This is a genomic window from Variovorax sp. FW305-3-2-15-B-LB1, from assembly GCF_058787635.1.
This window is the reverse complement of sequence record NZ_JBYSZY010000017.1, coordinates 64615-91318: the sequence shown is the minus strand read 5'-3', so window position 1 is coordinate 91318 and position 26704 is coordinate 64615. Positions and strand designations below refer to the sequence as shown.

Below are 26704 nucleotides of genomic sequence, written 5' to 3'. Positions count from 1 at the left end.
CGCGCTTACCGCCTCATGTCCCCGCAAGCTATGAACAAACTCCTTCGTTCCGTCTCCCGCACCGCACAACGCGGCTTCACGCTGATCGAACTCATGGTGGTGCTTGTCATCATCGGCGTGCTCGCTGCGCTGATCGTGCCGAACGTGATCGAGCGCGCCGACGACGCCCGCGTCACCGCCGCCCGCACCGACATCAACAACCTGATGCAGGCCCTCAAGCTCTACCGCCTCGACAACCAGCGCTACCCGACCGCCGAGCAGGGCCTGCAGTCGCTGCTGACCCGCCCCACCGCGGGCCCGGCCGCGCCCAACTGGAAGCCCTACGTCGAGAAGCTGCCCAACGACCCCTGGGGCCATCCGTACCAGTACATGAACCCCGGCATCAAGGGCGAAATCGACGTGCTCTCCTTCGGCGCCGACGGACAGAGCGGCGGCGAGGGCAAGAATGCCGACATCGGCAGCTGGCAGTAAGCGCATCGCCCCCGGCCGCGTGGTGCTGCCACCGCCTCGCGCAGCGCGTGGCTTCACGCTGCTGGAGCTGATCGTGGTGATCGCGATCATCGCCATCGCGACCGCCAGCGTGAGCTTCGCGATGCGCGACACCAACGCCGCCGCGCTCGACCGCGAGGCCGACCGCCTCGCCGCCCTGCTCGAATCGGCCCGCGCCCAGTCGCGCGCCAGCGGCGTCATGGTGCGCTGGCGCCTCGTCGAAGGCGGCGGCTTCGTCTTCGACGGCCTGCCCGCCGACGCGCTGCCCACCGGCTGGACCCACGCAGGCATCACGGCCCAGCCCATGCTGGGCGGCGACACGCCGGTGGCGGCGCTGCAGCTCGGGCCCGACCCCATCATTCCGGCGCAGCAGGTCATGTTGCACAGCGACGGCCCGCCCGCGCGCGTGCTGCGCGTCGCGACCGACGGGCTGCGGCCCTTCACCGTGTTCGCCGTGCCATGACGCAACGGCTGCGGCGCGCCAGCTCCAGCCATGGCTTCACGCTGGTCGAGGTGCTGATCGCGCTGGGCATCGTCGCGCTCGCGCTGGCGGCCGGCTCGCAGGCCACGATGTCGCTCACGCGCAATGCGCAGCGCCAGTCCGACCTCGTGCTGGCCGGCCTGTGCGCCGAAAACGAACTCGCCAAGGCGCGCCTGTCGCGGCAGATGCCGGCCGTCGGCGACTCGGGCTCCATCTGCCTGCAGGCCGGTCTCACCTTCCTGGTGACGACCACGACGGTGCCCACGCTCAACCCGAATTTCCGGCGCGTCGACGTGCAGGTGCGCGACGAAGGCAGCGCACCGCTGCTGCGCGTGTCGACTGTGGTGGGGCGCGTCTGATGACGAAGCCTTCGCGCGCACGCGGCTTCACGCTGATCGAGCTGCTGGTCGCCATCGCGGTGATGGCGCTGCTCGCGCTCGTGAGCTGGCGCGGCCTGGACAGCATGTCGCGCGCCACCACGCAGAACCAGCAGCGCGCCGACGCGGTGCTCACGCTGCAGGCCACGCTCGCGCAGTGGAGCGCCGACCTCGACGCCATCACCCTGCTCGCGCAGACCCGCCCGATCGACTGGGACGGCCGCGTGCTGCGCATGACGCGCCGCGGCAGCGACACCAGCACGCCGACCGTGCAGGTCGTCGCCTGGACGCTGCGCCCCGGCGCCGACGGCACGCGCTGGCGGCGCTGGCAGTCGGCGCCTTTCGCCACGCGCGGCGAATGGGTGCAGGCCTGGAACCTCGCGGCCGCGTGGGCGCAGGATGGCGCCGCGCCCACCGGCGGCGCCACCGATGTCGCGCTGATGCCGGTCAACAGCTGGCAGCTCGCGTACTTCCGCAACAACGCCTGGGTGCCGGCGGAGCCGCTGCCCGTGGCGGCGGCGAACCCGTCCAACCCGGCCGGCGCACTCGTCGCCATGCCCGACGGCGTGCGGCTCGTGCTGAACCTGCCGCCCGGCGACGGGCTCTCGGGCACGCTCACGCGCGACTGGGTCCGGCCGACGCTCGGAGGGCCGCGCTCATGACCGCGCCGCGACCAAGTCGCACGGCAAGCACACGCCGCCAGTCCGGCGCCGCGCTGCTCGCCGCCATGCTGACCGTGATGCTGGTCGCCACCTTTTCCGCCGCCGCGCTCTGGCAGCAGTGGCGCTCCGCCGAAGTCGAAGGCGCCGAGCGCGCGCGCGTGCAGGCGGCCTGGGTGCTGATCGGCGCGCTCGACTGGTCGCGCCTGATCCTCGGCGAAGACGGCCGCGCCGGCGGCCCCGACCACCTCGGCGAGCCGTGGGCCGTGCCGCTCGAAGAAGCCCGCCTCACGAGCTTTCTCTCGGCGGAGAAGAACGTGGCCAGCGACAACCTCGAAGGCCTGCCCGACGCCTTCCTGTCGGGCCGCATCGTCGATGCGCAGTCCAAGCTCAACGTGCTGTCGCTGGTGGACGCCGGCAAGCCGGTGCCGGCCAGCGTTGCCACCTTCACGCGCCTCTTCAACCTGCTCGGCCTGCCGGCGGGCGAGCTGACCCAGATGACCGCGCGGCTCGCGAGCGCGCTGCACACCGGCAGCACCGACGCCGCCTCAGGCGGTAGCGGCGGTGGCGGCAGCAGCGGCGGTGGCGATGCCAGCGCCGACACCGGCGCCGCCCCGCTGATGCCGCAGGAGGTCGCGCAGTTGGTGTGGCTCGGCCTCTCGCCCGCCACCGCCGCCGCGCTCGAGCCCTACGTGACGATCCTGCCGGAGCGCACCACGCTCAACCTCAACACGGCCAGCGCCGAGGCCATCAGCGCGAGCGTCGAATCGCTGGGCATCGCCAGCGCGCGCCAGCTGGTGGAGCGGCGCACCCGCTCCTTCTTCAAGAACATCGAGGAAGCCAACGCCGGCCTGCCCAGCGGCGGCTCGCGTTTCAACGCGGCGCAGCACGGCGTGGGCACCCAGTATTTCGAGGTGTATGGCCGGCTGCGGCTGGACCGCACCTGGGTCGAGGAGCACTCGCTGCTCTTTCGCAAGGGCCTGGCCGTGACCACCGTCTGGCGCACCCGTGGCGCGGGCGCCACCATGCCCCCGGCAAAACCCTGAGGCCGGTTTGCTTTTCTCTGATCAAAACACCGTCAAACGCACGTAGTCTCTGCAAGATATGCTATTCAAACAATAGCAACAACTTGTAAGCCACCCTCCTACAATCACCGGCTTTTCCGACACCCCCGACATGACCCCGCTGCTGCTCCTTGCCCCCCTCCCTCCGGCCGACGCCGCGGGCGAGTACGACTGGGCCCAGGCCGGTGAGGACGGCATCGCCCTGCGCGACCAGGGCCGCGCGCTGCTGACGCTGTTGCCGTCGGGCCCCGAGGTCACGCTCGGCATCCCGTCCTCGGCGCTCTCGTGGCACCGCGTCACGCTGCCCAAGGGCAGCATGGGCAGCACCTCGAAGCTGCGCGCCGTGCTCGACGGCCTGCTCGAAGAGCACCTGCTCGACGACCCGGAAGCCCTGCACTTCGCGCTCGCGCCCGACGCCAAGGCCGGCGAGCCGGTGTGGGTCGCGGCCTGCAACCGCATCTGGCTGCGCAGCGTCGTGCAGGGGCTCGAAGCCGCCGGCCGGCGCGTCGTGCGCATCGTTCCCGAATTCACGCCGCAGCCGGCCGACGCGCCGCCGCTGCTGCAGGTCACGGGCGAGCCCGAGGCGCCGCAGCTCACGGTCTGCGACGGCGATGGCGTGGTCTCGCTGCCGCTGGCCGGCGCGGGCCTGGCCCTGTCGAACGGTCTGCCGCTGGACACCGCAGTCATCGCCACCGAACCCGCCGTTGCCGAGGCCGCCGAGCACCTGCTGCAGCGCCGCGTGCCGATCGTGCAGGCGCCGCAGCGCTGGCTGCACGCCACGCGCACGCCCTGGGAGCTCGCGCAGTTCGACCTCGCCGTGACGGGCCGCGCGCGCGCCGGCAAGAAGTTCGCCTCGGTGCTTCAAACGCTGCGCTTCGCGCCCGAATGGCGCGCCGCGCGCTGGGGCATCGTGGTGCTGTTGCTGACCCAGCTCATCGGCCTGAACGCCTGGGCCTGGAAGGAGCGCAACGCGCTCGAGTCCAAGCGCCAGGCCACGCGCGCCATCCTGACGCAGACCTTTCCCTCGGTGAAGATCGTGGTCGACGCACCGCTGCAGATGGGCCGCGAAGTGGCCGCGCTGCAGCAGGCCGTGGGCGACGTGGCACCGAGCGATTTCGAACCCATGGTCGGCGCCATCGCCACCGCCCTGCCGCCCGGGCGCTCCCCGAGCGCCATCGACTTCAGCGCCGGCCAGCTGCGTCTGCGCGGCCTCGGGCTGCAGCCGCAGGAGGTCACGCAGATCACCGCCGCGCTGTCGCCGCGCGGCTACCAGGTGCGCACCGAAGGCGACCTGCTGCTGGTACAGGCCGAGGCCAACCGATGAACTTCAGCGAACAACTCAAGGCCCGCTGGGCCGTCCTCGGGATGCGCGAGCGCCGCCTCGTCATCGGCGCCGTCGCGCTGGTGGCACTGGCCTTGCTCTGGTGGATCGCGCTCGCCCCCGCGCTGCGCACGCTGGCCGCGGCACCGGCCGAACACGCACGGCTCGACGCCCAGCTCCAGCAGATGGCCACCTTGCAGAACCGCGCGAAGGCGCTGCAGTCGCAACCGCGCCTGGCGCGCGACGACGCCCTGCGCGCGCTCGAAAGCTCGGTGCGCGACGGCCTCGGCGTCACGAACGCCCAGCTCATGACGGCCGGTGGCAACGGCGCCGCCACCGTCACGCTGCGCGGCGCGCCCGCCCAGAACCTGGCGCAATGGCTCGCACAGGCGCGCGGCAACGCCCACGCCGTGCCGCGCGAAGTGCACCTGACGCGCGCGCCCGTCGCACCGCCGCCGCCGGGCGCCAAGCCCGCGCCCGCCACGCCCGACCAACCTCCGCAACCCCGCTGGGACGGCACGCTCGTGATGGCGCTGCCCGCCCCGCGCTGAAGCAGCCCCACGCACCGCACGGCATGGCGAGACGTCCCCCGGTCCCCGACCTCCACCCGCGCCGCGGCAGCTGGCGCTGGGCCGTGCTCGGCGCCGCCACCGGTATGCTGGTCGCGGTCGTGCTGTTCGCACCGGCGCGCTGGCTGGCCTCGGCGCTCTCGGGCTGGACGCAGGGCCGTCTGCTGCTGGTCAACCCGCGCGGCACGGTCTGGAACGGCACCGCCGCCGTCGTGTTCGCCAGCGGCGCCGGCGGCACGCAGGCCGTCTCGCTGCCCGGCCTCTTGAACTGGCGCATGTGGCCGAACTGGCGCGGCCTTTCGGCGCGACTTGACCTCTCTTGCTGCGCAGCGCAACCGCTGGGCCTGCAAGCCAGCCCGCGCGCCAACGGCCTGCAGCTTGCCTGGCAGGACGCCCGCTCGCGCTGGCCCGCCACGCTGCTCACCGGCCTGGGTGCGCCCTGGAACACGCTCAAGCTCGAAGGCGCGCTCGACCTCAACACCCGCGCCTTCGCCATGCAGTGGGACGGCCCCGCCTTGCGCATCGAGGGCCAGGCCACGCTCGACGCCACCGATGTGTCATCCGCCCTGTCGACCTTGCGGCCGATGGGCAGCTACCGCCTGTCGCTCGAAGGCGGCACGCGCCCCACGCTGCTGCTGAGCACGCGCGAAGGCAGCCTCGAACTGAACGGCAGCGGCGACTGGAGCGGCACCGCGTTGCGCTTCAACGGCGAAGCCAGCGCGGCACCGGGCCGCGAAGACGCACTTTCCAATTTGTTGAACATCATCGGGCGGCGCGACGGTGCGCGCTCGATCATCACCCTGGGTTGATCCGACCATGAAGAAGCCTCTGTCCTCGTCCGGCACCCGCCCCGGCCTCGTCGCGCTCGCGGTGCGCCTGCTGATCGCGGCGTCGTTCGTGCCGGTGCTGCCGCCCGCCTACGCGCAGACCGGCGACGCCCCGCGGCGCGGCGAACCGATCACGCTGAACTTTGCCGCCGCCGACATCGAGGCCGTGGCCCGCACCATGGCCGTGGTCACGGGGCGCGACGTGGTGGTCGATCCGCGCGTCAAGGGCACCATGAACCTGGTCACCGACCGCCCGCTGGCGCCGGCCGCCGCGTTCAACCAGTTTGCCGCCGCGCTTCGCCTGCAGGGCTTCGCGGTGGTGGAAGCCGACGGCCTGTACAAGGTGGTGCCCGAGGCCGACGCCAAGCTGCAGACCAGCACCGTCAACACCTCCATCGGCGGCGCCAGCGCGGCCGCGGGCAACCAGATCGTCACGCAGATCTTCCGCCTGAACTACGAGTCGGCCAACAGCCTGCTGCCGGTGCTGCGCCCGCTGATCCCGCCGAACAACACCATCAACGTGAACCCGGGCAACAACTCGCTCGTGATCACCGACTACGCCGACAACATGCGCCGGCTGGCGCGCATCATCGCGTCGCTCGACGTGCCCAACGCGTCCGACATCGAGGTCATCCAGCTCAAGCACTCGGTCGCCACCGACATGGTGCCGCTGGTCACGCGGCTGGTTGAAGGCGGTGGAGCGGGGGCGCCGGGCGCGGCCGCACCGGGCGGTGCCGACGCCTCGTTCCGCACCACGCTGATGGCCGACCCGCGCAGCAACTCGCTGATTCTTCGCGCCGCCAACCCCGCGCGCGCGCAACTCGTGCGCACGCTGGTCGAGAAGCTCGACCGTGCGCCGGCCGAAAGCAGCAACGGCGCGGCCGGCAACATCTACGTGGTCTACCTGAAGAACGCCGACGCGGTGCGCCTGGCGGCCACGCTGCGCGCCGCGATGGCCGCGAGCCAGCAGCAGTCGCAGGTGCCGGGCGCGCCCGGCGCCGCGGGCAGCGCCGGTTCGTCGGTGCCGCCGGCCAGCATGCCGATGACGCAGGCCAGCTTCGGCGGCAACAACACCCAGGGCGGCGGTTCGGCCGCGGCCAACGCGCCGCTGAACAACGCCAACCAGCCGTCCACCGGCGGCCAGATCCAGGCCGACCCGAGCACCAACTCGCTCATCATCACCGCGCCCGAGCCGCAGTACCGCCAGATGCGCGCCGTGATCGACAAGCTCGACGGGCGCCGCGCGCAGGTGATGATCGAGGCGCTCATCGTCGAGGTCAGCGCCAAGAAGGCCGCCAACTTCGGCGTGCAGTGGCAAAGCGCGCTGGGCAACAACGCCGTCATCGGCACCAACTCCAGCCTGGCCAGCGCCAACATCCTGGCGCTGACGCAGGCCCTGGCCACGCGCGACGTGGCCGGCATCCGCCCCTCCACCGGGCTGAACCTGGGCATCGCCGGCAAGATCGGCGGCCAGTACATCCTGGGTGCCATCGCCAACTTCTTCAACAGCGACGGCGACGCCAACGTGCTGTCCACGCCCAACCTGCTGACGCTGGACAACGAAGAAGCCAAGATCGTCATCGGCCAGAACGTGCCCTTCGTGACCGGCCAGTACGCCAGCACCTCGGGCTCGGTCGGCATCAACCCGTTCACCACGGTGGAGCGCAAGGACGTGGGCCTCACGCTGCGCGTGCGCCCGACCATCAACGAGAACGGCACCGTGAAGATGACCATCTTCCAGGAGACCTCCACGGTCGACCAGAACACGGCCAAGGACCCCAACGGCCCGACCACCAACAAGCGCTCCATCGAGTCCAGCGTGCTGGTGGAAGACGGCGGCCTCGTGATGCTCGGCGGCCTGCTGTCGGACAACTACGGCAACACCGTCGAGAAGGTGCCCGTGGCCGGCGACATCCCCGTGCTCGGCAACCTGTTCAAGAACGAAGTGCGCACGCGCGACAAGAGCAACCTCATGATGTTCCTGCGCCCCGCCGTGATGCGCGACGGCGCCTCCACCGAAGCCTTTGCCTACGACCGCTACGACGAGATCCGCGGCATGCAGCAGCGCACGCAGCCCAACACCGACAACATCATGCTGCGCGGTGTCGACTCGGCGCCCGTGCTGCCCGAGGCGCCGCTGGTGCGCATCAACCGCCTGAACAGCAACGACAGCGGCAAGAAGAACAGCGAGACCCGCATGGAAGGCACGCAGCTCATCCCGCCGCCGCGCCCTGCCACCGACAACCGCCGGCTCGCGCCCAGCCCGCTGCGCGGCGCGCTGCCGCCCACCGCCGACCCGACCAGCTCGCGCGAGCTGCCCTGAGCCCCGTCCCGCACACGCCATCCCCCCATGCGCTATCCCCTGCCCTACGCGTTCGCACGCAGCCAGCAACTGCTGCTCGAAGCCACGGACGATGGCCGCCACACGCTGTGGATGTCTTCCCACCCGGCACGCAGCGCGGTCGGTGAAGTGACCCGCAAGTACGGCGTGCAGGCCTTCGAGGTGCTCGACGACGGCCCGCTCGCGCAGCGCATCAGCGCCGCCTACGCGCAGGGCGAATCGAGCGCCGCCGCGGTGGTCAGCGAAGTGCAGAACGACGCCGACCTCTCGCGCATGATGCAGGAGCTGCCCGCGGTCGAAGACCTGCTGGCCAGCGCCGGCGACGCGCCCATCATCCGCATGCTGAACGCGCTGCTCACGCAGGCCGCGCGCGACGGCGCCAGCGACATCCACATCGAGCCCTACGAGCGCACGTCGTCCGTGCGCTTTCGCATCGACGGCACGCTGCGCGAGGTGGTGCAGCCCAACCGCGCGCTGCACGCCGCGCTGATCTCGCGCCTGAAGATCATGGCCGACCTCGACATCTCCGAGAAGCGGCTGCCGCAAGACGGGCGCATCAGCCTGCGCATCGGCACGCGCGCGGTCGACGTGCGGGTGTCGACGCTGCCCAGCGCGCACGGCGAACGCGCCGTGCTGCGCCTCCTGGACAAGAGCGAATCGAAGCTCACGCTCGAATCGGTGGGCATGCAGGGCGACTCGCTGGCGCGCTTCGAAAAGCTCATTGCGCAACCGCACGGCATCATCCTCGTGACCGGCCCCACGGGCTCGGGCAAGACCACCACACTGTATGCCGCACTGGCCCGGCTCGACGCGAGCCGCAGCAACATCATGACGGTGGAAGACCCCATCGAGTACGAGCTGCCGGGCGTGGGCCAGACGCAGATCAATGCCAAGATCGAACTCACCTTCGCCAAGGCCCTGCGCGCCATCCTGCGGCAGGACCCCGACGTGATCATGATCGGCGAAATCCGCGACTTCGAGACCGCGCAGATCGCCATCCAGGCCTCGCTCACCGGCCACCTCGTGCTGGCCACGCTGCACACCAACGATTCGGTGAGCGCCGTCACGCGCCTGACCGACATGGGCGTGGAGCCCTTCCTCCTGAGCTCGTCGCTGCTCGGCGTGCTGGCCCAGCGCCTCGTGCGCAAGGTCTGCACCGCCTGCGGCGGCCCGGGCTGCGAGGTCTGCGGCCAGACCGGCTACCAGGGCCGCACCGGCATCTTCGAGCTGCTCGTGGCCGACGACGAGGTGCAGGCACTCATCCACGGCAAGGCCGCCGAGAGCGCGCTGTTCGAAGCCGGCGCACGCGGCGGCCTGCGCTCCATGCGCGAAGACGGCGAACGGCTGGTGCAGGCCGGCATCACCTCGCGCGCCGAACTCTTGCGCGTCACCCGCGAGTAGCGACCCGCGATGCCCGCCTATTCCTTCGAAGCCATCGATGCCAGCGGCCAGTCGCGCGAGGGCGTGCTCGAGGCCGACACCGCGCGCGCCGCACGCGGCCTGCTGCGGGCGCAGGCGCTCATTCCGCTGTCGGTCAAGCCGGTCGGCAGTGGCGATGCGGCCGGCGGCGGCGGTGCCGGCAGCAACGCGCTCACGCGCTGGCTCGGGGGTGGCAAGCGGGTCTTCAACTCGACGAACCTCGCCGTGTGGACGCGCCAGCTCGCCGGCCTCATCTCCGCCGGCCTGCCGCTGGAACGGGCGCTCACGGCCCTCACCGACGAAGCTGAATCGGAACCGCAGCGCAACCTCGTCGCCTCGCTGCGCGCCGAGGTCAACGCGGGCTCGCCCTTCGCGCGCGCGCTGTCGGCGCACCCGCGCGAGTTCTCGCCCATCTACACCGCCGTGATCGGCGCCGGCGAGCAAAGCGGCAACCTCGGGCTCGTGCTCGAACGCCTCGCCGACGACCTCGAGGAGCGCCAGGTGCTGCAGCAGAAGCTGATCGGCGCGGCGCTGTACCCGGCCATCGTCACGCTGGTCGCGATCGTGATCGTGATCTTCCTCGTGAGCTACGTGGTGCCGCAGGTGGCGCAGGTGTTCGCGGGCACCAAGCGCTCGCTGCCCTTCCTCACGACCGTGATGCTGTCGCTGAGCGCGGCCGTGCGCAACTACGGCTGGTGGATGCTGGGTGCCATCGTGATCGCAGCCATCGGCGTGCGTGTCGCGCTGGCACAAGAAGCCTTCCGCCTCAAGTTCGACGCCGCCTGGCTCAAGCTGCCGCTGGTCGGCAAGCTCGCGCGCGGCTACAACGCGGCGCGTTTTGCCAGCACGCTCGCCATGCTGGCCACGGCCGGCGTGCCCATCTTGCGTGCGCTGCAGGCGGCCTCCGAAACACTGGGCAACCGCGCCATGCGCGCCGACGCGCTCGACGCGCTGGTGCTGGTGCGCGAGGGCGCGCCGCTGGCCTCCGCGCTGGCGCAGAAGAAACGCTTTCCGGGGCTGGTGTCGATGTTCGCGCGCCTGGGCGAGCAGACCGGCACGCTGCCCGTGATGCTGCAACGCGCCGCCAACCAGCTCGGCGCCGAAGTGCAGCGCCGCGCCATGCACCTGGCCACCATCCTCGAGCCGCTGCTCATCGTCGCCATGGGCGGCGTGGTGATGCTCATCGTGCTGGCCGTGATGCTGCCCATCATTCAGCTGAACCAGTTCGTCAAGTGACGACGGACGGGGAGCCCCTCACATGCCCGTAACGCTCGAAGACAAACTCGTGGTCGCGATCTCCTCGCGGGCCCTGTTCAACCTCGAAGAAGAAAACAAGATCTTCGAGGCCGGCGACAACGAGGGCTACATGAAGCTGCAGCTCGACCGCATCGATGAACCGGCCGCCCCCGGCATCGCGTCGTCGCTGATCCGCAAGCTGCTGCGCTTCAACGAAGACGGCGTGCAGCGCGTCGAGGTGGTCATCTTGTCGCGCAACGACCCGGTGTCGGGCATGCGCATCTTCAAGTCGAGCGCGGCGGCCGACATCAAGCTGCAGCGCGGCGTGTTCACCCAGGGCCGCCCGCCCTTCGGCTACCTGCGCCCGCTGCGCGCACACCTGTTCCTGTCGGTCAACGCACAGGACGTGCGCGAAGCGCTCGCCGCGGGCTTTCCCGCCGCGCGCGTGCTGGTCGAATCGGTGAAGGCCAGCGATGCCTGGCCGAACGAAGTGCGCATCGCCTTCGACGGTGATGCCGTGCTGTTCAGCGACGAGGCCGAGCGCGTGTTCCAGGCCGAGGGCCTCGACGCCTTCCAGGCGCACGAACTCAGCAAGGCCGACCTGCCCCTGCCCGAAGGCCCGTTCAAGCCGCTGCTGATGGCCTTGCACCGGCTGCAGATGGCGGGCAATGCGCAGATGCGCATCCGCACCGCACTGGTCACGGCGCGCAGTGCACCGGCGCACGAGCGCGCGATCCGCACGCTCATGAAGTGGAACATCCGCGTCGACGAAGCGATGTTCCTCGGCGGCCTGCCCAAGGGCGAGTTCCTGCGCGAGTTCGAGCCCGACTTCTTCTTTGACGACCAGACCGGTCACGTCGACGCGGCCTCGCGGCATGTGCCTGCGGGGCATGTGTCTAGCGGCATCAGCAACGAGTCCTGACGCCGTTCAGGGCGCGATCCCGCCGACGGGGCACCTTGCTCCGCGAATGTCCTCCGGCCTGCGGCCTCCCCCTTAATTTCGCTGCGCAAGGCACCCCATCGACGTGATCGATGGGCAGTGCGGTCGCTGATCGGCCGCGCACCCGCGCTGCTTCCCGTGCCCAGGGCACCGGGTGCTTCCCGCAGCGAAATCAAGGAGGAGGCCGCAGGCCGGGGGACATTCGCGGAGGGAAGTACCCGGTGCCCTGGGCACGCGCCCCAGCCCCTCTTTCGCGGTCTCCACAAAGCCGCAGACCAGCGCGTTGTCACACGCGTTTCGTCCCACTGTCATCGCTCGTTCACTGCCGAGTAACGGGTTCTCCCTAGTCTTGTCGCCTGTCCGGTGCGCAGTGCCTTCGTGGCACTTTTTTTTCGCGCCGGGCTTTCACCTCCTTCGACAGACAACAAGAACCGAACGGCTTTTCCGATGCGTCCGACTCCTTCCACGCACGCCGCGCCCCTCACGCGCTGGCTGTTGCCCCTTGCGATTTCCGCCGCGCTCGCGGCCTGCGGCGGTGGAGGCGGCGGTGGCGTTGCCTTTCCCCCCATCAGCGGCACCCCGACGCCGCCCCCGAGCAGCACGCCCAACGAAGGCAAGAGCGGCCCCAAGGCGCTGATCGTCGAGATCGACGGGCTCACGCATGCGGCCTTGCGCGAAGCCATCGCGCAGAACAAGGCCCCGGCCCTGCAGGCCCTGCGCCTCGCCCCGGCCTGGACCGGTGGCACGAACGGCACACCGACCGAGCAACGCACCACCGACGGCCCCGGCTGGGCCTCGCTGGTCACAGGCACCTGGGTGTCGCGCCACGGCGTGCGCTGGGACACCGCCGACCAGCGCATCGACGCGCAGCTCGCACCTTCGGTCTTCGCGTTGGCACGCCTGCGCAAGGAGGCCGGCTACAAGACAGCCGCGGTCACCGCGAACACGCGCTACCCCGGCCTGATGGCGGGCGAAACGGGCACGGTGGACACCGCAGTCGACTGCGCAGGCGCCGACGCCTGTGTGACCGAGCGCACCACACAGCTCATCGGCGCGGGCTATGACCTGCTGGTGGCCCAGTACGGCGCCCCCGCGACGGCAGCCGTGGCCAACAGCGGCCTGAAGAACGAGCCCTACCGGCGCGCGGTCGCCGACACCTCGGCGGCCGTGGGCCGGCTGCTGGCGCGCATCGCGCAGCGCACCGCCAACGACGCCAAGGAAGACTGGCTCGTGATCGTGACCTCCGGCCACGGCATCGACACCTTCGGCACCACCACCGGCCTGCAGAACGCCGAGGGCAAGACCATCTTCATCGCCAGCAACAAGACACTCGCGGCCTTGCCGGGCGTGGGCGCCGACGCGCCCACCGATGCCTCGCTGCAGCAGCTGGCCGCCGCGACCGACATCACGCCCACCGTGCTGCGCCACCTCGGCGCACTGCCGGCGGCCGAGGCCTACGGCCTGAACGGCCAGCCGCTGCAAGCGGCGTCGCTGCTGCGCGACCTCACGGCCCGCACCGGCGCCGACAAGACGAGCGTGGACCTATCGTGGACGCTCACGGGCGACAAGAGCGCCCCCGTGAAGGTGCTGCGCGACGGCAAGCTGGTGGCCACGCTGCCGGCCGGCAGCACCGCGTACAACGACCCCGTCACGGCCGCGAGCGACGGCGTCTACACCTACCAGTACACGATCGCCGCGGGTGAAGCCGTCACCGCGCTCACCGCGCAGGCCGCCTACCTGAAGCCGGCCACGCTGGCACCAACGCTGCTGAACGGCCTCGCCGCCTACTACCCGCTCGACGTCCTGCCGGCGGTGGACGTCAAGGGCGCGTCCACGCTCGCACCGTGGGCCGCCGATGCCAACGGCGGCACGCTGGTCGATGACGGCTTCAAGGCCCTGTACAAGGCCAAGGCACTGCGCGTCGACGCGCGGGTGAAGAACGCCGCCGGCACGGCCGGCCACCGCCTCGTGCAGACCCGCGACGTGACCACCGACGCGGGCGTCACCGCGTTCACCATCGGCTTCTGGATGCGCACCGACGACACCTGCAGCCAGGGCGTGAGCAACGGCGGCACCGTGATCGCCAACAAGAACTACACCAGCGGCGGCAACGCGGGCCTGGCCATCGGCCTGTTCAGCAGCTGCGAGATCCGCTTCAACGTGGGCACCGGCAGCGCGCGCGCCGACAGCAACGGCTACAGCCTGAGCGCCGGCCAGTGGGCCTATGTGGCGGTGGTGATCGACAAGGCCGCCCTGCAGATGACCGGCTACGTGTTCGATCCGGCCCGGGCCACGCAGACGAAGAGCGTGGCGATCACCTCCGACCTCGTGGCCAAGCTCGGCGGCCTGGGCAACGGCCTCGGCTTGAACGAGGACGGCACCGGCCAGTACTACCAGCGCGAGAGCAGCTCGCCGCGCGGCGCGATGGACTTCAACGACTTCGCTGTCTGGAACCGCGCGCTCACCAGCGACGAGCTGGCCAGCCTCTTCAAGTCCGGACAGCCGCTGTCCACCCTTGCCCCATGACCTTCTTCTCCACAACGACGATTCCAGAGGACCCCACCATGCGCACTCTCTCCCTCCTGCCCACGCCCGCACGGCTCGCCGTTGCATTGATGCTGGCCTGCGTCCTGTCCGCCTGCGGCGGCAGCGATGGCGGCGGCAGCGCCCCGATCATCGTGCCGCCCACGGGCACCACGCCCCCGCCCGACACCAGCGTCAAGCCCGAGATGCGCTGCGCGCCCTGACGCGACCCGAAGGAAGACCCACACCCATGTCCGGCAAACACGACACCCCCATGAATTCCCGTCGCAACTTCCTCACCAGCACCGCCACCACCGGTGCCGCCGCGCTCGCACTCTCGGCCTTTCCGCCGGCCATCCGCCGCGCCCTCGCCATTCCGGCCAACAACAAGACCGGCACCATCAAGGACGTCGAGCACATCGTCATCCTGATGCAGGAGAACCGCTCGTTCGACCACTACTTCGGCACGCTCATGGGCGTGCGCGGCTTCGGTGACCGCTTCACCATTCCGCTGCCCAAGGGCCTGAACGTCTGGCAGCAGAGCGATGCCACCGGCAAGCCCGTGCTGCCCTACCACCTGGACAGCCGCAAGGGGAACGCGCAGCGCGTGAGCGGCACGCCGCACTCGTGGATCGACGGCCAGAACGCCTGGGACGGCGGACGCACCTACCAGTGGCCGCGCTACAAGAACAACGTCTCGATGGGCTATTTCAAGGAAGCCGAGCTGCCGCTGCAGTTCGCGCTGGCCAATGCCTTCACGCTGTGCGACGACTACCACTGCAGCATGCACACGGGCACCAACTCGAACCGCATGTTCCACTGGACCGGCACCAACGGCCCGACCGGCGCGGGCGTGGCCACCGTGAACAACGAGTGGGACGAGATCGGCCCCTCCACCCTCGGCTACGAATGGAAGACGTACCCCGAGCGGCTGCAGGAAGCCAAGGTGAGCTGGATCACCTACCAGAACATGCCCGAGAACTACGGCGACAACCCGCTCGCGGGCTTCAAGCACTACCGCAAGGCGAACGAGGCCTCGGGCAAGCCGGTGAGCAACGGCGGCGTTTCGCCGGCCTACGACCCGGCGAGCGACGATGCCGGCAACCCGCTGTACAAGGGCATCGCCAACACCATGCCCGACGGCGGCTTCCTCGAGCAATTCCGCCAGGACATCAAGAACGGCAAGCTGCCCCAGGTGTCGTGGATCGTGGCACCCGCCACCTACTCCGAGCACCCCGGCCCGTCGAGCCCGGTGCAGGGCGGCTGGTACATCCAGGAAACGCTCGATGCGCTCACCGCCGTGCCCGAGGTGTGGAGCAAGACCGTGCTGCTCATCAACTTCGACGAGAACGACGGCTACTTCGACCACTACCCCTCGCCGGCCGCGCCTTCGCTCAACGCCGACGGCTCAATGGCCGGCAAGACCACGCTGCCCGAGGCCGACCTCGCGGTCGAGCGCTTCACGCACCCGAGCCCGCCCGGCACCAGCAGCCAGCCCGCGCCCGACGGCCGTGTGTACGGCCCCGGCGTGCGCGTGCCGATGTACGTGGTGTCGCCCTGGAGCCGCGGCGGCTGGGTGAACTCGCAGGCTTTCGACCACACCTCGGTGATCCGCTTCATCGAGGCGCGTTTCGGCGTCAAGGAGCCCAACATCTCGCCGTTTCGCCGCGCGGTGTGCGGCGACCTCACGAGCGCCTTCAACTTCGCCACGCCGAACAGCGAGACGTTGCCGACGCTGGCAGGACGCACCACCAAGGCCAACGCCGACAAGCTGCGCGCCGACCAGCAGGCGCTGGCCCAGGTGCCGCTGCCGCTCGATCCGCAGCTGCCGCGCCAGGCCACCGGCACACGCCCTTCGCGCGCACTGCCGTACGAGCTACACACGAGCGCGCGCGCCGACACGGTGACCGGCAAGGTCCAGCTGCTGTTCTCCAACACCGGCAAGGCCGCCGCCGTGTTCCATGTGTACGACAAGCTCAACCTCGATCGCCTGCCGCGCCGCTACATGGTCGAGCCGGGCAAGACGCTCGACGACGCATGGACCGTGGCCACCGACAACATGGGTGCCTACGACCTGTGGGTGCTCGGCCCCAACGGCTACCACCGCCATTTCAAGGGCGACCTGAACAACCTGCGCCAGGGCAGCGCGCCGAAGAACCCCGAGGTGCGCGTGTGCTACGACATCGCCAACGGCAATGTCTACCTACAGATGCTCAACGGCGGCCAGACGCCCTGCAAGTTCACGGTGCGCGCCAAGGCCTACCGCGACGACGGCCCGTGGACGGCCACCGTCGCCGCCGGCGCCAAGGCCGAGCAGCACTGGGAGCTGGCCGCCAGCGGCCAGTGGTACGACTTCGCCGTCACCTGCGATGCCGACCCGAGCTTCTACCGCCGCTTCGCCGGTCGCGTGGAAACCGGCAAGCACACGGTGAGCGACCCAGCCATGGGCATGGGCGACCTCTGACGCACACCATGACCTCCCGTCGCAACTTTCTCACCGGCACTGCCACCACCGGTGCCGCCGCGCTCGCGCTCTCGGCCTTTCCGCCGAGCATCCGCCGTGCGCTCGCCATTCCGGCCCACAACAAGACCGGCACCATCAAGGACGTCGAGCACATCGTCATCCTGATGCAGGAGAACCGGTCGTTCGACCACTACTTCGGCATGCTCAAGGGCGTGCGCGGTTTCGGCGACCGCTTCGGCATCCCGCTGCCCGGCGGGCGCAGCGTGTGGCAGCAGGCCGACGCCAACGGCAAGCTGCTCATGCCCTACCACCTGGACCAGAGCAAGGGCAACGCGCAGCGCGTGAGCGGCACGCCGCACTCGTGGGTCGACAGCCAGAACGCCTGGGACGGTGGCCGCCTCTCGCAATGGCCGCGCTACAAGACCAATGCGGCGATGGGCTACTTCAAGGAGGCCGAAGTCCCGTTCCAGTTCTCGCTGGCCAACGCCTTCACGCTGTGCGACAGCTACCACTGCGCCATGCACACGGGCACCGACGCCAACCGGTCCTTCCACCTGACCGGCACCAACGGCGCGACCGCGCAGGGCGTGGCCTACGTCAACAACGAATGGGACTGGCTCGACGGACGCGCCGCCGCGGTGAACACCGGCTACACGTGGAAGACATACGCCGAGCGCCTGGAAGATGCCGGCGTGAGCTGGATCTGCTACCAGAACATGCCCGACGAGTGGGGCGACAACATGCTCGGCGCCTTCCGCCAGTTCCGGCGCGCCAACCGCGCGTCGGCCTACCCCGTGTCCAGCGGCGACCCCAACGCACCCTACTCCGACAGCGGCCAGGCGGTGCCCTACCACGCCTACGACCCGGTCAGCGATAACCCGGGCAACCCGCTGTACAAGGGCATCGCCAACACCCTGCCGGGCACCCAGCCCGAGGAGTACCTGGACGCCTTCCGGCGCGACATCAAGGCCGGGCGCCTGCCGCAGGTGAGCTGGATCAACGCACCGTCGATCTACTGCGAGCACCCCGGCCCGTCGAGCCCCGTGCAGGGCGCGTGGTTCCTGCAAGAGATCCTGGACGCGCTTACCGCCGTGCCCGAGGTCTGGAGCAAGACCGTGTTGCTGGTCAACTTCGACGAGAACGACGGCTACTTCGACCACGTGCCCTCGCCGTCGGCACCCTCGCTCAACGCTGACAAGACCCCGGCTGGCAAGACGACACTCGCCGCCGACGACCTGAAGGCCGAGTACTTCACGCAGCCGCCCCCCGAAGGCAGCAGCTCGCAACCCGCGCCCGACGGCCGCGTGTTCGGCCCCGGCCCGCGCGTGCCGATGTACGTGATCTCTCCATGGAGCCGCGGTGGCTGGGTGAACTCTCAGGTGTTCGACCACACCTCGGTGCTGCGCTTCATCGAGGCACGCTTCGGCGTCAAGGAGCCCCACATCTCGCCGTTCCGCCGCGCGGTGTGCGGCGACCTCACGAGCGCCTTCAACTTCGCCACGCCCAACGGCGAGACGCTGCCGACGCTGACGGGTCGCACGACCCGCACCGACGCCGACACGCTGCGCAAGACGCAGGAGTTCGAGGCCGACGGCAAGACGAAGCGGCCGCAGGTTCCGCTGCCGACCGACCCGCAGCTGCCGAGCCAGCCCACCGGCACGCGCCCCTCGCGCGCGCTGCCCTACGAGCTGCACACGAGCGCGCGCGCCGATGCCGCCGGTGGCAAGGTCCAGCTGCTGTTCTCCAACACGGGCAAGGCCGCGGCCGTGTTCCATGTCTACGACAAGAAGAACCTCGACCGCCTGCCGCGTCGCTACATGGTCGAGCCGGGCAAGCTGCTGGACGACACCTGGGACCTCGCGGGCAGCAGCGCAACCGCCTACGACCTCTGGGTGCTCGGCCCCAACGGCTATCACCGTCACTTCAAGGGCGACTTGAACAGCCTGCGTGCCGGCGGTGCGGCCGTGCCCGAGGTGCGTGTCTGCTACGACATCACGAACGGCAACGTCTACCTGGAAATGCGCAACGACGGCAAGAACGCCTGCAAGTTCACGATGCACGCCAAGGCCTACCGCAACGACGGCCCCTGGACGGCCACCGTGGCCGGCGGTACCAAGGCCGAGCAGCACTGGGAGCTCGCCGCCAGCGGCCAGTGGTACGACTTCGCCGTCACCTGCGACAGCGACCCGGCCTTCTACCGCCGCTTCGCCGGCCGCGTGGAAACCGGCAAGCACACGGTCAGCGATCCGGCCATGGGCTTGCCCGACCTCTGAAGACGTAGGCATGATCCCCCCGCGCCCGCTAGCGGCGCGGGGGAATTCATGCACGCCAAGGTCATCCGGTACTTCGTCGAAGTGGTTCGCGCGGGCTCGATCCGCAAGGCGGCCGAGCAGTTGCACGTGGTGCCCACGGCCGTCAACCGCCAGATCCTCAACCTCGAGGAAGAGCTGGGCGCGCCGCTGTTCGAGCGCATCCACAACACGCTCAAGCTCACGCCCGTGGGCGAGATCGTGCTGGCGCATGCGCGCGGCACGCTGCGCGAGTTCGACCTCGTGCGCCAGCGCATCGAGGACGTGCGCGGCCTGCGCCAGGGCGAGGTCACGCTGGCCACCACGGCCGGCCTGGCCGACGCCTTCCTGCCGGCCGTGGTGCAGCGCTTTCGTGCCGCGCACCCCGGCATCCAGCTCAAGCTGCTCGGCCTGCCCATCGCGGCCGTGCTGCGCAGCGTGGCCGAAGGCGATGCCGACCTGGCGCTGGCCTACGACGTGCCCGGCACGGCCGGCTTTCGCACGCTGTTCAGCAGCGAGTGGCCGATCGGCGCGGTGGTGCCGCCGGGCCATCCGCTCACGGCGCATGCGACCGCGCTGCTGGCGGAGTGCGTGGGCTACCCGCTGATCCTGCCCGCGCCTTCGCTGTCGATCCGCCCGATCCTCGATGCCGCGTTCGAGCGCTCAGCCATCCGCGTGTCGCCGGTGGTCGAGACCACCTCCACCGCGCTGATGCGCCGGCTGGTGCGCGACGGTGGCGGCATCACGCTGCTCAATCGCCTGGACGTGGACGAGGAGCGCAACGACGGCACCCTCGTCTTCGTGCCGCTGCGCGACACCACGCTGCGCGCCCAGACGCTCACGCTCGAGACCCGCGCCGCGCAGGCGCCGAGCGCCGCGGCCGAGCTGTTCGCGAACCATGTCGTGGCCTGCCTGGACGACCTGCTGGCGCCCTGAAGTTCACCCCCGAAAGACCGTCCACTTTTTGTGCACAGGGCGCGTCATTTATTGACTTTGCATGTGCAAAGACATCGCTCCTAGACTGCCGCGCCGGTTCATCGGCAGGAAAGGTTCCCATGTTCTCGAACGATAAAAAGACCCCCGCAGGAGACGGCGAAGGGGTCGACCAGAAGCTTCCGCTCGCACGTTGCGGCGCATTGAGCCTGCAGCACGTGCTCGTGATGTACGCGGGCACGGTGGCCGTGCCGCTCATCGTGGGCGGCGCGCTCGGCCTCTCGAAGGCCGACATCGCCTTCCTCATCAACGCCGACCTGTTCGCCGCCGGCATCGCCACGCTGGTGCAGGCCATCGGCTTCTGGCGCTTCGGCATTCGCATGCCGGTGATGATGGGCGTGACCTTCGCGGCCGTCGGGCCGATGATTGCCATCGGCATGGACCCCTCGCTCGGGCTGCCCGCGATCTACGGCGCGACCATCGTGGCGGGCGTGTTCGGCATGCTGGTCGCGCCGCTCATGGGGCGCGTGCTGGGCGTGTTTCCGCCGCTGGTCACGGGCACGGTCATCACGTTGATCGGCGTGTCGCTCATGGGCGTGGCCATCAACTGGGCGGCCGGCGGCCAGCCCACCGCGACCCGCATGGTCGACGGCGTGGCGCACGCGGTGGCCAACCCGGCCTACGGCGAGCCGGTGAACCTGGCGATTGCCGCGGCCGTGCTGGCGGTGATCATCGCGATCACGCGCTTCGGCCGGGGCCTCATCGCCAACATCGCGGTGCTGCTGGGCATCGTGTTCGGCGTGGGCCTGTCGCTGGCGCTCGGGCGCATGCATTTCGACGGGCTCGAGGAAGCGAGCTGGATGGCCGTGACCACGCCCTTTCATTTCGGCCTGCCGCGCTTCGAGCTCACGGCCATCGCCTCGATGTGCATCGTGATGCTCATCACGCTGGTCGAATCGACCGGCATGTTCCTCGCGCTGGGCGAGATCACCGGCCGCAAGGTGACGACCGATGCGCTCACGCGCGGGCTGCGTGCCGACGGGCTGGGCACGGTCATCGGCGGTGTGTTCAACACCTTCCCCTACACCTCGTTCTCGCAGAACGTGGGACTGGTCACGGTGACGGGCGTGCGCTCGCGCTACGTGGCGGCGGGCGGTGGCCTGATGCTGATCGCGCTGGCGCTCTTTCCGAAGATCGCGCACATCGTGGCCTCGGTGCCGCAGTTCGTGCTCGGCGGCGCGGGCATCGTGATGTTCGGCATGGTGGCCGCCACGGGCGTGCGCATCCTGGGCGCGATCGACTATGCGCACAACCGCCACGCGCTGTACGTGATCGCGATTTCCATCGGGCTCGGATTGATCCCGACGCTGTCGCCCAACTTCTTCCAGCACTTCCCCGCCTGGACCCATCCGCTGACGCACAGCGGCATCGTGCTGGGCACGCTGGCCGCGGTGCTGCTCAATCTTTTCTACAACGGCGTGCTGTCGAAGGAACGCTCCTTCGCGATGGCGGCGCGCACTTCACACGGTACCGAATGACCTTCCAGAACCCCTCGTCCTCTTCGCCGCAGCGTCCGCCGCTGCTGATCGTCCGGCACGCCGACGTGCTCGTCACCATGGACGCCGCGCGGCGCGAGATCGCCGACGGCGCCGTGGTGATGAACGGCCCCGCCGTCGCCTGGGTGGGCGCCACGGCCGAGCTGCCGGCGGCGTACCTCGACGCGCTGCGCAGCGGCCAGGCCGAGGCCATCGACATGCACGGCCATGTCGTGATGCCCGGGCTGGTGAACACGCACCATCACATGTACCAGAGCCTCACGCGTGCCGTGCCCGAGGCACAGGACGCCGAGCTCTTCGGCTGGCTCACCAACCTGTACCTGCTGTGGGCGCGGCTCACGCCCGAGATGATCCGCGTGTCGACGCAGACCGCCATGGCCGAGCTGATGCGCTCGGGCTGCACCACCACCAGCGACCACCTCTACCTGTTCCCGAACGGCTCGCGGCTCGACGACTCGATCGAGGCGGCCGACGCCATGGGCATGCGCTTCCACGCGGCGCGCGGCAGCATGAGCGTGGGCCGCAGCGCCGGCGGCCTGCCGCCCGACGAGGTGGTGGAGACCGAGGCCGCGATCCTGCGCGACAGCGAACGCCTCATCGACCGCTGGCACAACCCCGCGCGCCATTCGATGCGTCGCATCGTGCTGGCGCCCTGCTCGCCGTTCTCGGTGTCGCGCGACCTGATGCGGCTGTCGGCCGAGCTGGCGCGCGCACGCGGCGTGTCGCTGCACACGCACCTGGCCGAGAACGACAACGACGTGGCCTACTCGCGCGAGAAGTTCGGCATGACGCCGGCCGAGTACGCCGAAGACCTGGGCTGGGTCGGCCACGACGTGTGGCACGCGCACTGCGTGAAGCTGGACGACGCGGGCATCGCGCTCTTCGGGCGCACCGGCACCGGCGTGGCACACTGCCCGTGCTCGAACATGCGGCTGGCCTCGGGCATCGCGCCCATCGGGGCGATGCGGCGCGCAGGCGTGCCCGTGGGCCTGGGCGTGGACGGCAGCGCGTCGAACGACGGCGCGCACATGCTGGGCGAAGCGCGCCAGGCCATGCTGCTGCAGCGCGTGGGCTACGGCCCCGCCGCCATGACGGCGCGCGAGGCGCTGGAGATCGCCACGCTCGGCGGCGCCCGCGTGCTCGGGCGCGACGACATCGGCGCGCTGGCGCCGGGCATGTCGGCCGACCTCGTGGCCTTCGACATGCGCGGCGTCGACCACGCGGGCGCCTGGCACGACCCGGTGGCGGCGCTGGTGTTCTGCACACCGGTGGCGGCGGCGCTGAGCGTGATCGACGGCGTGGTCCGCATCCGCGACGGGCGCTTCACGGGCTTCGAGCTGGCGCCGCTGCTGGCCACGCACCGCGACCTGGCGCGCACGCTGTACGAGAGTGCGCGCCATCCGCACACCGCCTGAAAAAGCGGTGCGCCGTGCGCGTCAGCGACGCATCGTGTCCAGCTGCGTGACCGGCGCGGCGTTGTTGCCCCACGACCCGCGGATGTAGGTGAGCACCTCGGCCACCTCGGTGGCGTCGAGCGCGTGCCCGAACGGCGGCATGCCGTAGGGGCGCGGGTTGCCGGCTGTGGCAGGCAGGAAGCCGCCGTGCGCGACCACCTGGATCAGGTTGGTGGGCCGCGCCATCGTCACCGCGCGATTGCCGGCGAGCGGTGGGTAGGCACCGGCCGCGCCCTGGCCCTGGTCGCCGTGGCAGTAGGCGCAGCGCTGGTCGTAGATCTTCGCGCCGCGCACCATCGCGCCAGCGTCGCGCCGCACCGGCGCGGCGGGGGCCTTGGTTGCTTCGGGGGCGTCCTTCTTCACGGCCTCGGGCAGGTCCTTCAGGTAGATGGCCATGGCGCCCAGGTCGGCGTCGCTCAGGTACTGCGTACTGCGGAACACGACGTCGGCCATCGGGCCCATCACCGAGCCACGCGGGGCGGTGCCGCTCTTGAGCAGCGCCACGACATCGGCCGCGGGCCAGTCGGCCACGCCGGCTTCGTGCGGATCGGCCAGCGAGGGCGCGTACCAGTTCTCCACCGCGATCAGGCCGCCCGAGAGCCCGAGCTTGGTTTCGGTCGCGCCCAGCGAGTTGCGGCTGCCGTGGCAGGCGATGCAATGGCCCAGCCCGCCGACCAGGTAGGCGCCGCGGTTCCATTCGGCGGGCTTGTTCGCGTTCGCCACGAAGGGCTGCGGCTTGAACGAGAGCGCGCGCCACACCGCGAGCGCGGCCTGCGTGTCGTACGGGAAGCGCAGGCGGTGCGCCTTGTTTTCCGTGGTGGCGGGCGCCACGCTGCGCAGGTAGGCGTACAGGGCGTCGGAGTCCTCGCGCGTGACCTGCGTGAAGTTCGGGTACGGGAAGGCCGGGTACAGCAGGCGCCCGTCCTTGCTGCGGCCGTTGTGCATGGCGCGCCAGAAATGCGCGCTGCTCCAGCCGCCGATGCCGTGCGTCGCATCGGGCGTGAGGTTGGTCGCGTAGATGGTGCCGAAGGGCGTTTCGAGCGGCACGCCGCCCGCATAGGGCTGGCCGCCGCGCGTGGTGTGGCAGCCGGCGCAGTTGCCCGCCAGCGCGAGGTAGCGCCCGCGCTCGATCAGTTGCGGCGTGGCTTCGAAGGCTTCGGCGCGTTCGGGCAGCGGGTCTTCGCCGCGCAGGTTCAGCGCCAGCACGATGCCGGCCAACACGGCCGCCAGGGTGACCAGGCCCAGCAGGGCCCAGCCGAAATGTCTCAATCGCGCAGTCATCGGGTTCTCAGGGTTTCGCTGCGGTCGGCATGCCGCCGCAGGTGACGGGCAGCGGCGCGGGCAGCGAGGCCGCCGGGCGGGTGTCGGCCGGCATCGGCTGCACGGCCAGCCAGCTGGCCACGGCGTTGATGTCGGCGGTGGTCATGCGCTGGCCGATCTGCGCCATGCAGTCGGGCGCGGGCGCGTGGCGCTCCTTGGTGAGCCAAGCGCCGAGCTGCGACGACACATACAGCCGCGGCAGGCCCAGCAGGCCCGGAATGGCCGGCTGCACGCCCGTGAGCGCGGCGCCGTGGCACTGCACGCAGGCCGGGATGTTGCGCGCGGCGTCGCCTTCGAGCGCCAGCTGCCGGCCACGGCGCAGCTGCTCAGGCGAGGCGTCGCTCTGCGGCGAGACCGCCGCGTACGGCAGCGACAGGTTGGCGAAGTACTCGGCCATCTCGCGCAGGTAGTCGTCCGACAGGTGCTGGACCATGTAGGTCATGTCGCTGTTGAAACGGCGCCCGTCGCGAAAACTCACGAGCTGGTTGAACAGGTAGCCCGCCGGCTTGCCCGCCAGGCGCGGAAAGAAGCCGGCGTTGGTGGTGGCGCCCTCGCGCCCGTGGCAGGCGATGCAGGCGGCCACGCGCTGCTCGATGGTGTCGGGCACGGTGGTGGTGGCGGCCTGCGCGGCGATGGGCGCAAGCGGCAACAGCAGCGCCAAGGCCAGCGCTGCCCGGTGGAGCACGGCCTTCATCACGTGCCTGCCGCGAAATGCGCCAGGGCCAGCAGGCCCGCGATCAGCAGCAGGGCCATGCACAGCCCCACGCCGATCAGCGGCAGGATGCCCAGTTGGGCGGTCCGCTTGTCGGCGTCGGCCCGGCGGCCGCCCAGCCCGATGAAGCTCCAGAGTACGGCGCGCACCGCGCGCATCAGATTGAACATGGGTCCACTGTCGCGCAAACGGGTCAAAAAAAACAGATGCAGATCCAGCTCGATTCACCATATCAGATTAGAGTCCCCGCGAATGACAACGGCCCCCCGATGAAGCGTTATGAAGCCCTGGCCTCGGACATCGAGGCCTCGATCCGCAACGGCACCCTCAAGACCGGCGACCGCCTGCCCTCCGTGCGCCACACGGGCAGCAGCCGCGGCGTGAGCGCCTCCACCGTGTTCCAAGCCTACTACCTGCTGGAGGCGCGCGGGCTGGTGCGCGCGCGCGACCGCTCGGGCTACTACGTGGCCGGCGGCGGCCTGCGCGACGCGCCGCCCGAGACCACCCTGACCTCGCGCCCGGCCGAAGGCCCGCGCGCGCTCGAGGTGAGCGACCAGGTGTTCGACATCCTCGAAGCCAGCATGTCGCGCCAGGTCGTGCCCTTCGGCTCGGCCTTTCCGAGCCCGCTGCTGTTTCCGCTGGCGCGGCTGGGCCAGTTCATGGCCGCCAGCGCCAAGGCGCTGGACCCGTGGCGCACCGTGGACGACCTCACGCCCGGCAGCGCGGCCCTGCGCCGGCAGATCGCGCTGCGCTACCTGGCCGACGGCCTGCCGGTGCCGGCCGAGGAGATCGTGGTCACCAACGGCGCGCTCGAGGCGCTCAACCTGTGCCTCTCGGCCGTGACGCGGCCCGGTGACGCGGTGATCGTCGAGTCGCCCACCTTCTATGCCGCGCTCCAGGCGCTCGAACGCATGGGCCTGCGCGCCATCGAGGTGCCGACGCACCCGGGCGAAGGCATCGACCTCGACGCGCTGGCGCAGGCCATCGCCGCACACAAGCCGACCGCCTGCTGGCTCATGACCACCTTCCAGAACCCGCTGGGCAGCCTCATGCCCGATGCGAAGAAGAAGGCGCTGGTCGAACTGCTCGCGCGCCATGAGTTGCCGCTGATCGAGGACGACGTGTACGCCGAGCTCTACTTCGGCGAGCGCCGCCCGCCGCCGGCCAAGGCCTTCGACACGCAGGGGCTGGTGCTGCACTGCTCGTCATTCTCGAAAAGCCTCGCGCCCGGCTACCGCATCGGCTGGGCCTCGGCCGGGCGCTTCGCGCGCAAGGTGGCGCGCCAGAAGCTCACGACCACGCTCAGCACCTCGGTGCCCGCGCAGTTGGCGCTGGCCGACTACCTCGAGAAGGGCGGCTTCGACAAGCACCTGCGCAAGCTGCGCCAGACGCTCGCGATGCAGCAGGCCAGCTTCACGCAGGCCGTGGGGCATTACTTTCCGGCGGGCACGCGCGCCACGCGGCCGTTGGGCGGGTACTTCCTGTGGGTGGAACTGCCGCCGCAGGTGGATGCGCTGGAGATCCATCGCCTGGCGCTGGAGCGCGGCATCAGCGTCGCGCCCGGCCCGATCTTCTCGGCCACGCGTGCGTTCTCGAACTGCCTGCGGCTGAACTACGGCCACGCGTGGGACGCGCACAGCGAGCAGGCCCTGCAGACGCTGGGGCGGCTGGTGGCACAAGCGAGCTAGCGAGCTGAAACGACAACGCCCGCCGAAGGGGCGGGCGTTGTCC

General features: G+C 70.4%; 23 protein-coding genes. 20 read left to right on the top strand and 3 right to left on the bottom strand.

Annotated elements, in window-relative coordinates; genetic code table 11:
• Positions 1-30: 30 nt before the first annotated feature.
• The 19 genes from gspG to AC3WQR_RS13355 all read left to right on the top strand — a co-directional run bounded on the left by gspG (position 31) and on the right by AC3WQR_RS13355 (position 22902).
• Positions 31-471: a type II secretion system major pseudopilin GspG gene (gene gspG, locus AC3WQR_RS13445; protein ID WP_056573020.1), complete on the top strand. Its 441-nt coding sequence runs from the start codon at positions 31-33 to the stop codon at positions 469-471.
• Entirely contained in the window at positions 446-952 is a 507-nt protein-coding gene (locus tag AC3WQR_RS13440) for a prepilin-type N-terminal cleavage/methylation domain-containing protein (RefSeq protein ID WP_070060010.1), read from the top strand. The genes gspG and AC3WQR_RS13440 overlap by 26 nt, the downstream gene beginning before the upstream one ends.
• On the top strand, positions 949-1329 hold the full coding sequence (gene gspI, locus AC3WQR_RS13435) for a type II secretion system minor pseudopilin GspI (protein WP_492742364.1): 381 nt from the start codon (positions 949-951) through the stop codon (positions 1327-1329). The genes AC3WQR_RS13440 and gspI overlap by 4 nt, the downstream gene beginning before the upstream one ends.
• Positions 1329-2009 carry a PulJ/GspJ family protein gene (locus AC3WQR_RS13430; protein ID WP_492742363.1) on the top strand — a complete coding sequence of 227 codons (681 nt, stop codon included), beginning with the start codon at positions 1329-1331 and terminating at the stop codon, positions 2007-2009. The genes gspI and AC3WQR_RS13430 overlap by 1 nt, the downstream gene beginning before the upstream one ends.
• Positions 2006-3052: a type II secretion system minor pseudopilin GspK gene (gene gspK / locus AC3WQR_RS13425; protein ID WP_492742362.1), complete on the top strand. Its 1047-nt coding sequence runs from the start codon at positions 2006-2008 to the stop codon at positions 3050-3052. Before AC3WQR_RS13430 ends, gspK begins: the two co-directional genes overlap by 4 nt.
• A gap of 130 nt (positions 3053-3182) precedes the next feature.
• Entirely contained in the window at positions 3183-4394 is a 1212-nt protein-coding gene (gspL, locus tag AC3WQR_RS13420) for a type II secretion system protein GspL (RefSeq protein WP_492742361.1), read from the top strand.
• Positions 4391-4942: a type II secretion system protein M gene (locus AC3WQR_RS13415; protein WP_492742360.1), complete on the top strand. Its 552-nt coding sequence runs from the start codon at positions 4391-4393 to the stop codon at positions 4940-4942. Before gspL ends, AC3WQR_RS13415 begins: the two co-directional genes overlap by 4 nt.
• Before the next feature lie 23 nt (positions 4943-4965).
• Positions 4966-5769 carry a type II secretion system protein N gene (gspN, locus tag AC3WQR_RS13410; RefSeq protein ID WP_492742359.1) on the top strand — a complete coding sequence of 268 codons (804 nt, stop codon included), beginning with the start codon at positions 4966-4968 and terminating at the stop codon, positions 5767-5769.
• A gap of 7 nt (positions 5770-5776) precedes the next feature.
• Positions 5777-8110, top strand: a complete 2334-nt coding sequence (gene gspD, locus AC3WQR_RS13405; RefSeq protein ID WP_492742358.1) for a type II secretion system secretin GspD — start codon at positions 5777-5779, stop codon at positions 8108-8110.
• Positions 8111-8137: 27 nt separating this feature from the next.
• The gene (locus AC3WQR_RS13400) at positions 8138-9529 is read left to right on the top strand and encodes a GspE/PulE family protein (RefSeq protein WP_095948274.1); all 1392 of its coding nucleotides are present in this window, start codon (positions 8138-8140) and stop codon (positions 9527-9529) included.
• Positions 9530-9538: 9 nt separating this feature from the next.
• Positions 9539-10783 (top strand): type II secretion system inner membrane protein GspF, encoded by a 1245-nt coding sequence (gspF, locus tag AC3WQR_RS13395; RefSeq protein ID WP_492742357.1) that lies wholly within the window; start codon positions 9539-9541, stop codon positions 10781-10783.
• A gap of 22 nt (positions 10784-10805) precedes the next feature.
• Positions 10806-11705 carry a 5'-nucleotidase gene (locus tag AC3WQR_RS13390; RefSeq protein ID WP_099795206.1) on the top strand — a complete coding sequence of 300 codons (900 nt, stop codon included), beginning with the start codon at positions 10806-10808 and terminating at the stop codon, positions 11703-11705.
• Between the two features lie 465 nt (positions 11706-12170).
• Positions 12171-14249 carry a LamG-like jellyroll fold domain-containing protein gene (locus AC3WQR_RS13385; protein WP_492742356.1) on the top strand — a complete coding sequence of 693 codons (2079 nt, stop codon included), beginning with the start codon at positions 12171-12173 and terminating at the stop codon, positions 14247-14249.
• Between the two features lie 38 nt (positions 14250-14287).
• Positions 14288-14470 (top strand): hypothetical protein, encoded by a 183-nt coding sequence (locus tag AC3WQR_RS13380; protein ID WP_062472685.1) that lies wholly within the window; start codon positions 14288-14290, stop codon positions 14468-14470.
• A gap of 50 nt (positions 14471-14520) precedes the next feature.
• Positions 14521-16710, top strand: coding sequence for a phosphocholine-specific phospholipase C (locus AC3WQR_RS13375; RefSeq protein ID WP_492742355.1), 2190 nt, complete (start codon positions 14521-14523; stop codon positions 16708-16710).
• Between the two features lie 8 nt (positions 16711-16718).
• Entirely contained in the window at positions 16719-18983 is a 2265-nt protein-coding gene (locus tag AC3WQR_RS13370) for a phosphocholine-specific phospholipase C (protein ID WP_492742354.1), read from the top strand.
• Between the two features lie 48 nt (positions 18984-19031).
• Complete coding sequence (locus AC3WQR_RS13365; protein WP_139700918.1) at positions 19032-19934, top strand: LysR substrate-binding domain-containing protein; 903 nt, start codon at positions 19032-19034, stop codon at positions 19932-19934.
• Positions 19935-20053: 119 nt separating this feature from the next.
• Positions 20054-21469 (top strand): nucleobase:cation symporter-2 family protein, encoded by a 1416-nt coding sequence (locus tag AC3WQR_RS13360; RefSeq protein ID WP_492742353.1) that lies wholly within the window; start codon positions 20054-20056, stop codon positions 21467-21469.
• Positions 21466-22902: an 8-oxoguanine deaminase gene (locus tag AC3WQR_RS13355; protein ID WP_492742352.1), complete on the top strand. Its 1437-nt coding sequence runs from the start codon at positions 21466-21468 to the stop codon at positions 22900-22902. The genes AC3WQR_RS13360 and AC3WQR_RS13355 overlap by 4 nt, the downstream gene beginning before the upstream one ends.
• Before the next feature lie 21 nt (positions 22903-22923).
• Here the strand turns inward: AC3WQR_RS13355 and AC3WQR_RS13350 are convergent, their stop codons facing one another.
• Genes AC3WQR_RS13350 through AC3WQR_RS13340 form a run of 3 tightly spaced genes read right to left on the bottom strand, consistent with a single transcriptional unit; the run spans position 22924 to position 25143 of the window.
• Complete coding sequence (locus AC3WQR_RS13350; protein ID WP_492742351.1) at positions 22924-24222, bottom strand: c-type cytochrome; 1299 nt, start codon at positions 24220-24222, stop codon at positions 22924-22926.
• Between the two features lie 7 nt (positions 24223-24229).
• Entirely contained in the window at positions 24230-24955 is a 726-nt protein-coding gene (locus AC3WQR_RS13345) for a c-type cytochrome (RefSeq protein WP_492742350.1), read from the bottom strand.
• On the bottom strand, positions 24955-25143 hold the full coding sequence (locus AC3WQR_RS13340; protein ID WP_056573062.1) for a DUF2970 domain-containing protein: 189 nt from the start codon (positions 25141-25143) through the stop codon (positions 24955-24957). Before AC3WQR_RS13340 ends, AC3WQR_RS13345 begins: the two co-directional genes overlap by 1 nt.
• A gap of 99 nt (positions 25144-25242) precedes the next feature.
• On the opposite strand from AC3WQR_RS13340, the gene AC3WQR_RS13335 reads away from it, so the two are divergent.
• Positions 25243-26661 (top strand): aminotransferase-like domain-containing protein, encoded by a 1419-nt coding sequence (locus tag AC3WQR_RS13335; protein ID WP_492742349.1) that lies wholly within the window; start codon positions 25243-25245, stop codon positions 26659-26661.
• Positions 26662-26704 lie beyond the last annotated feature (43 nt).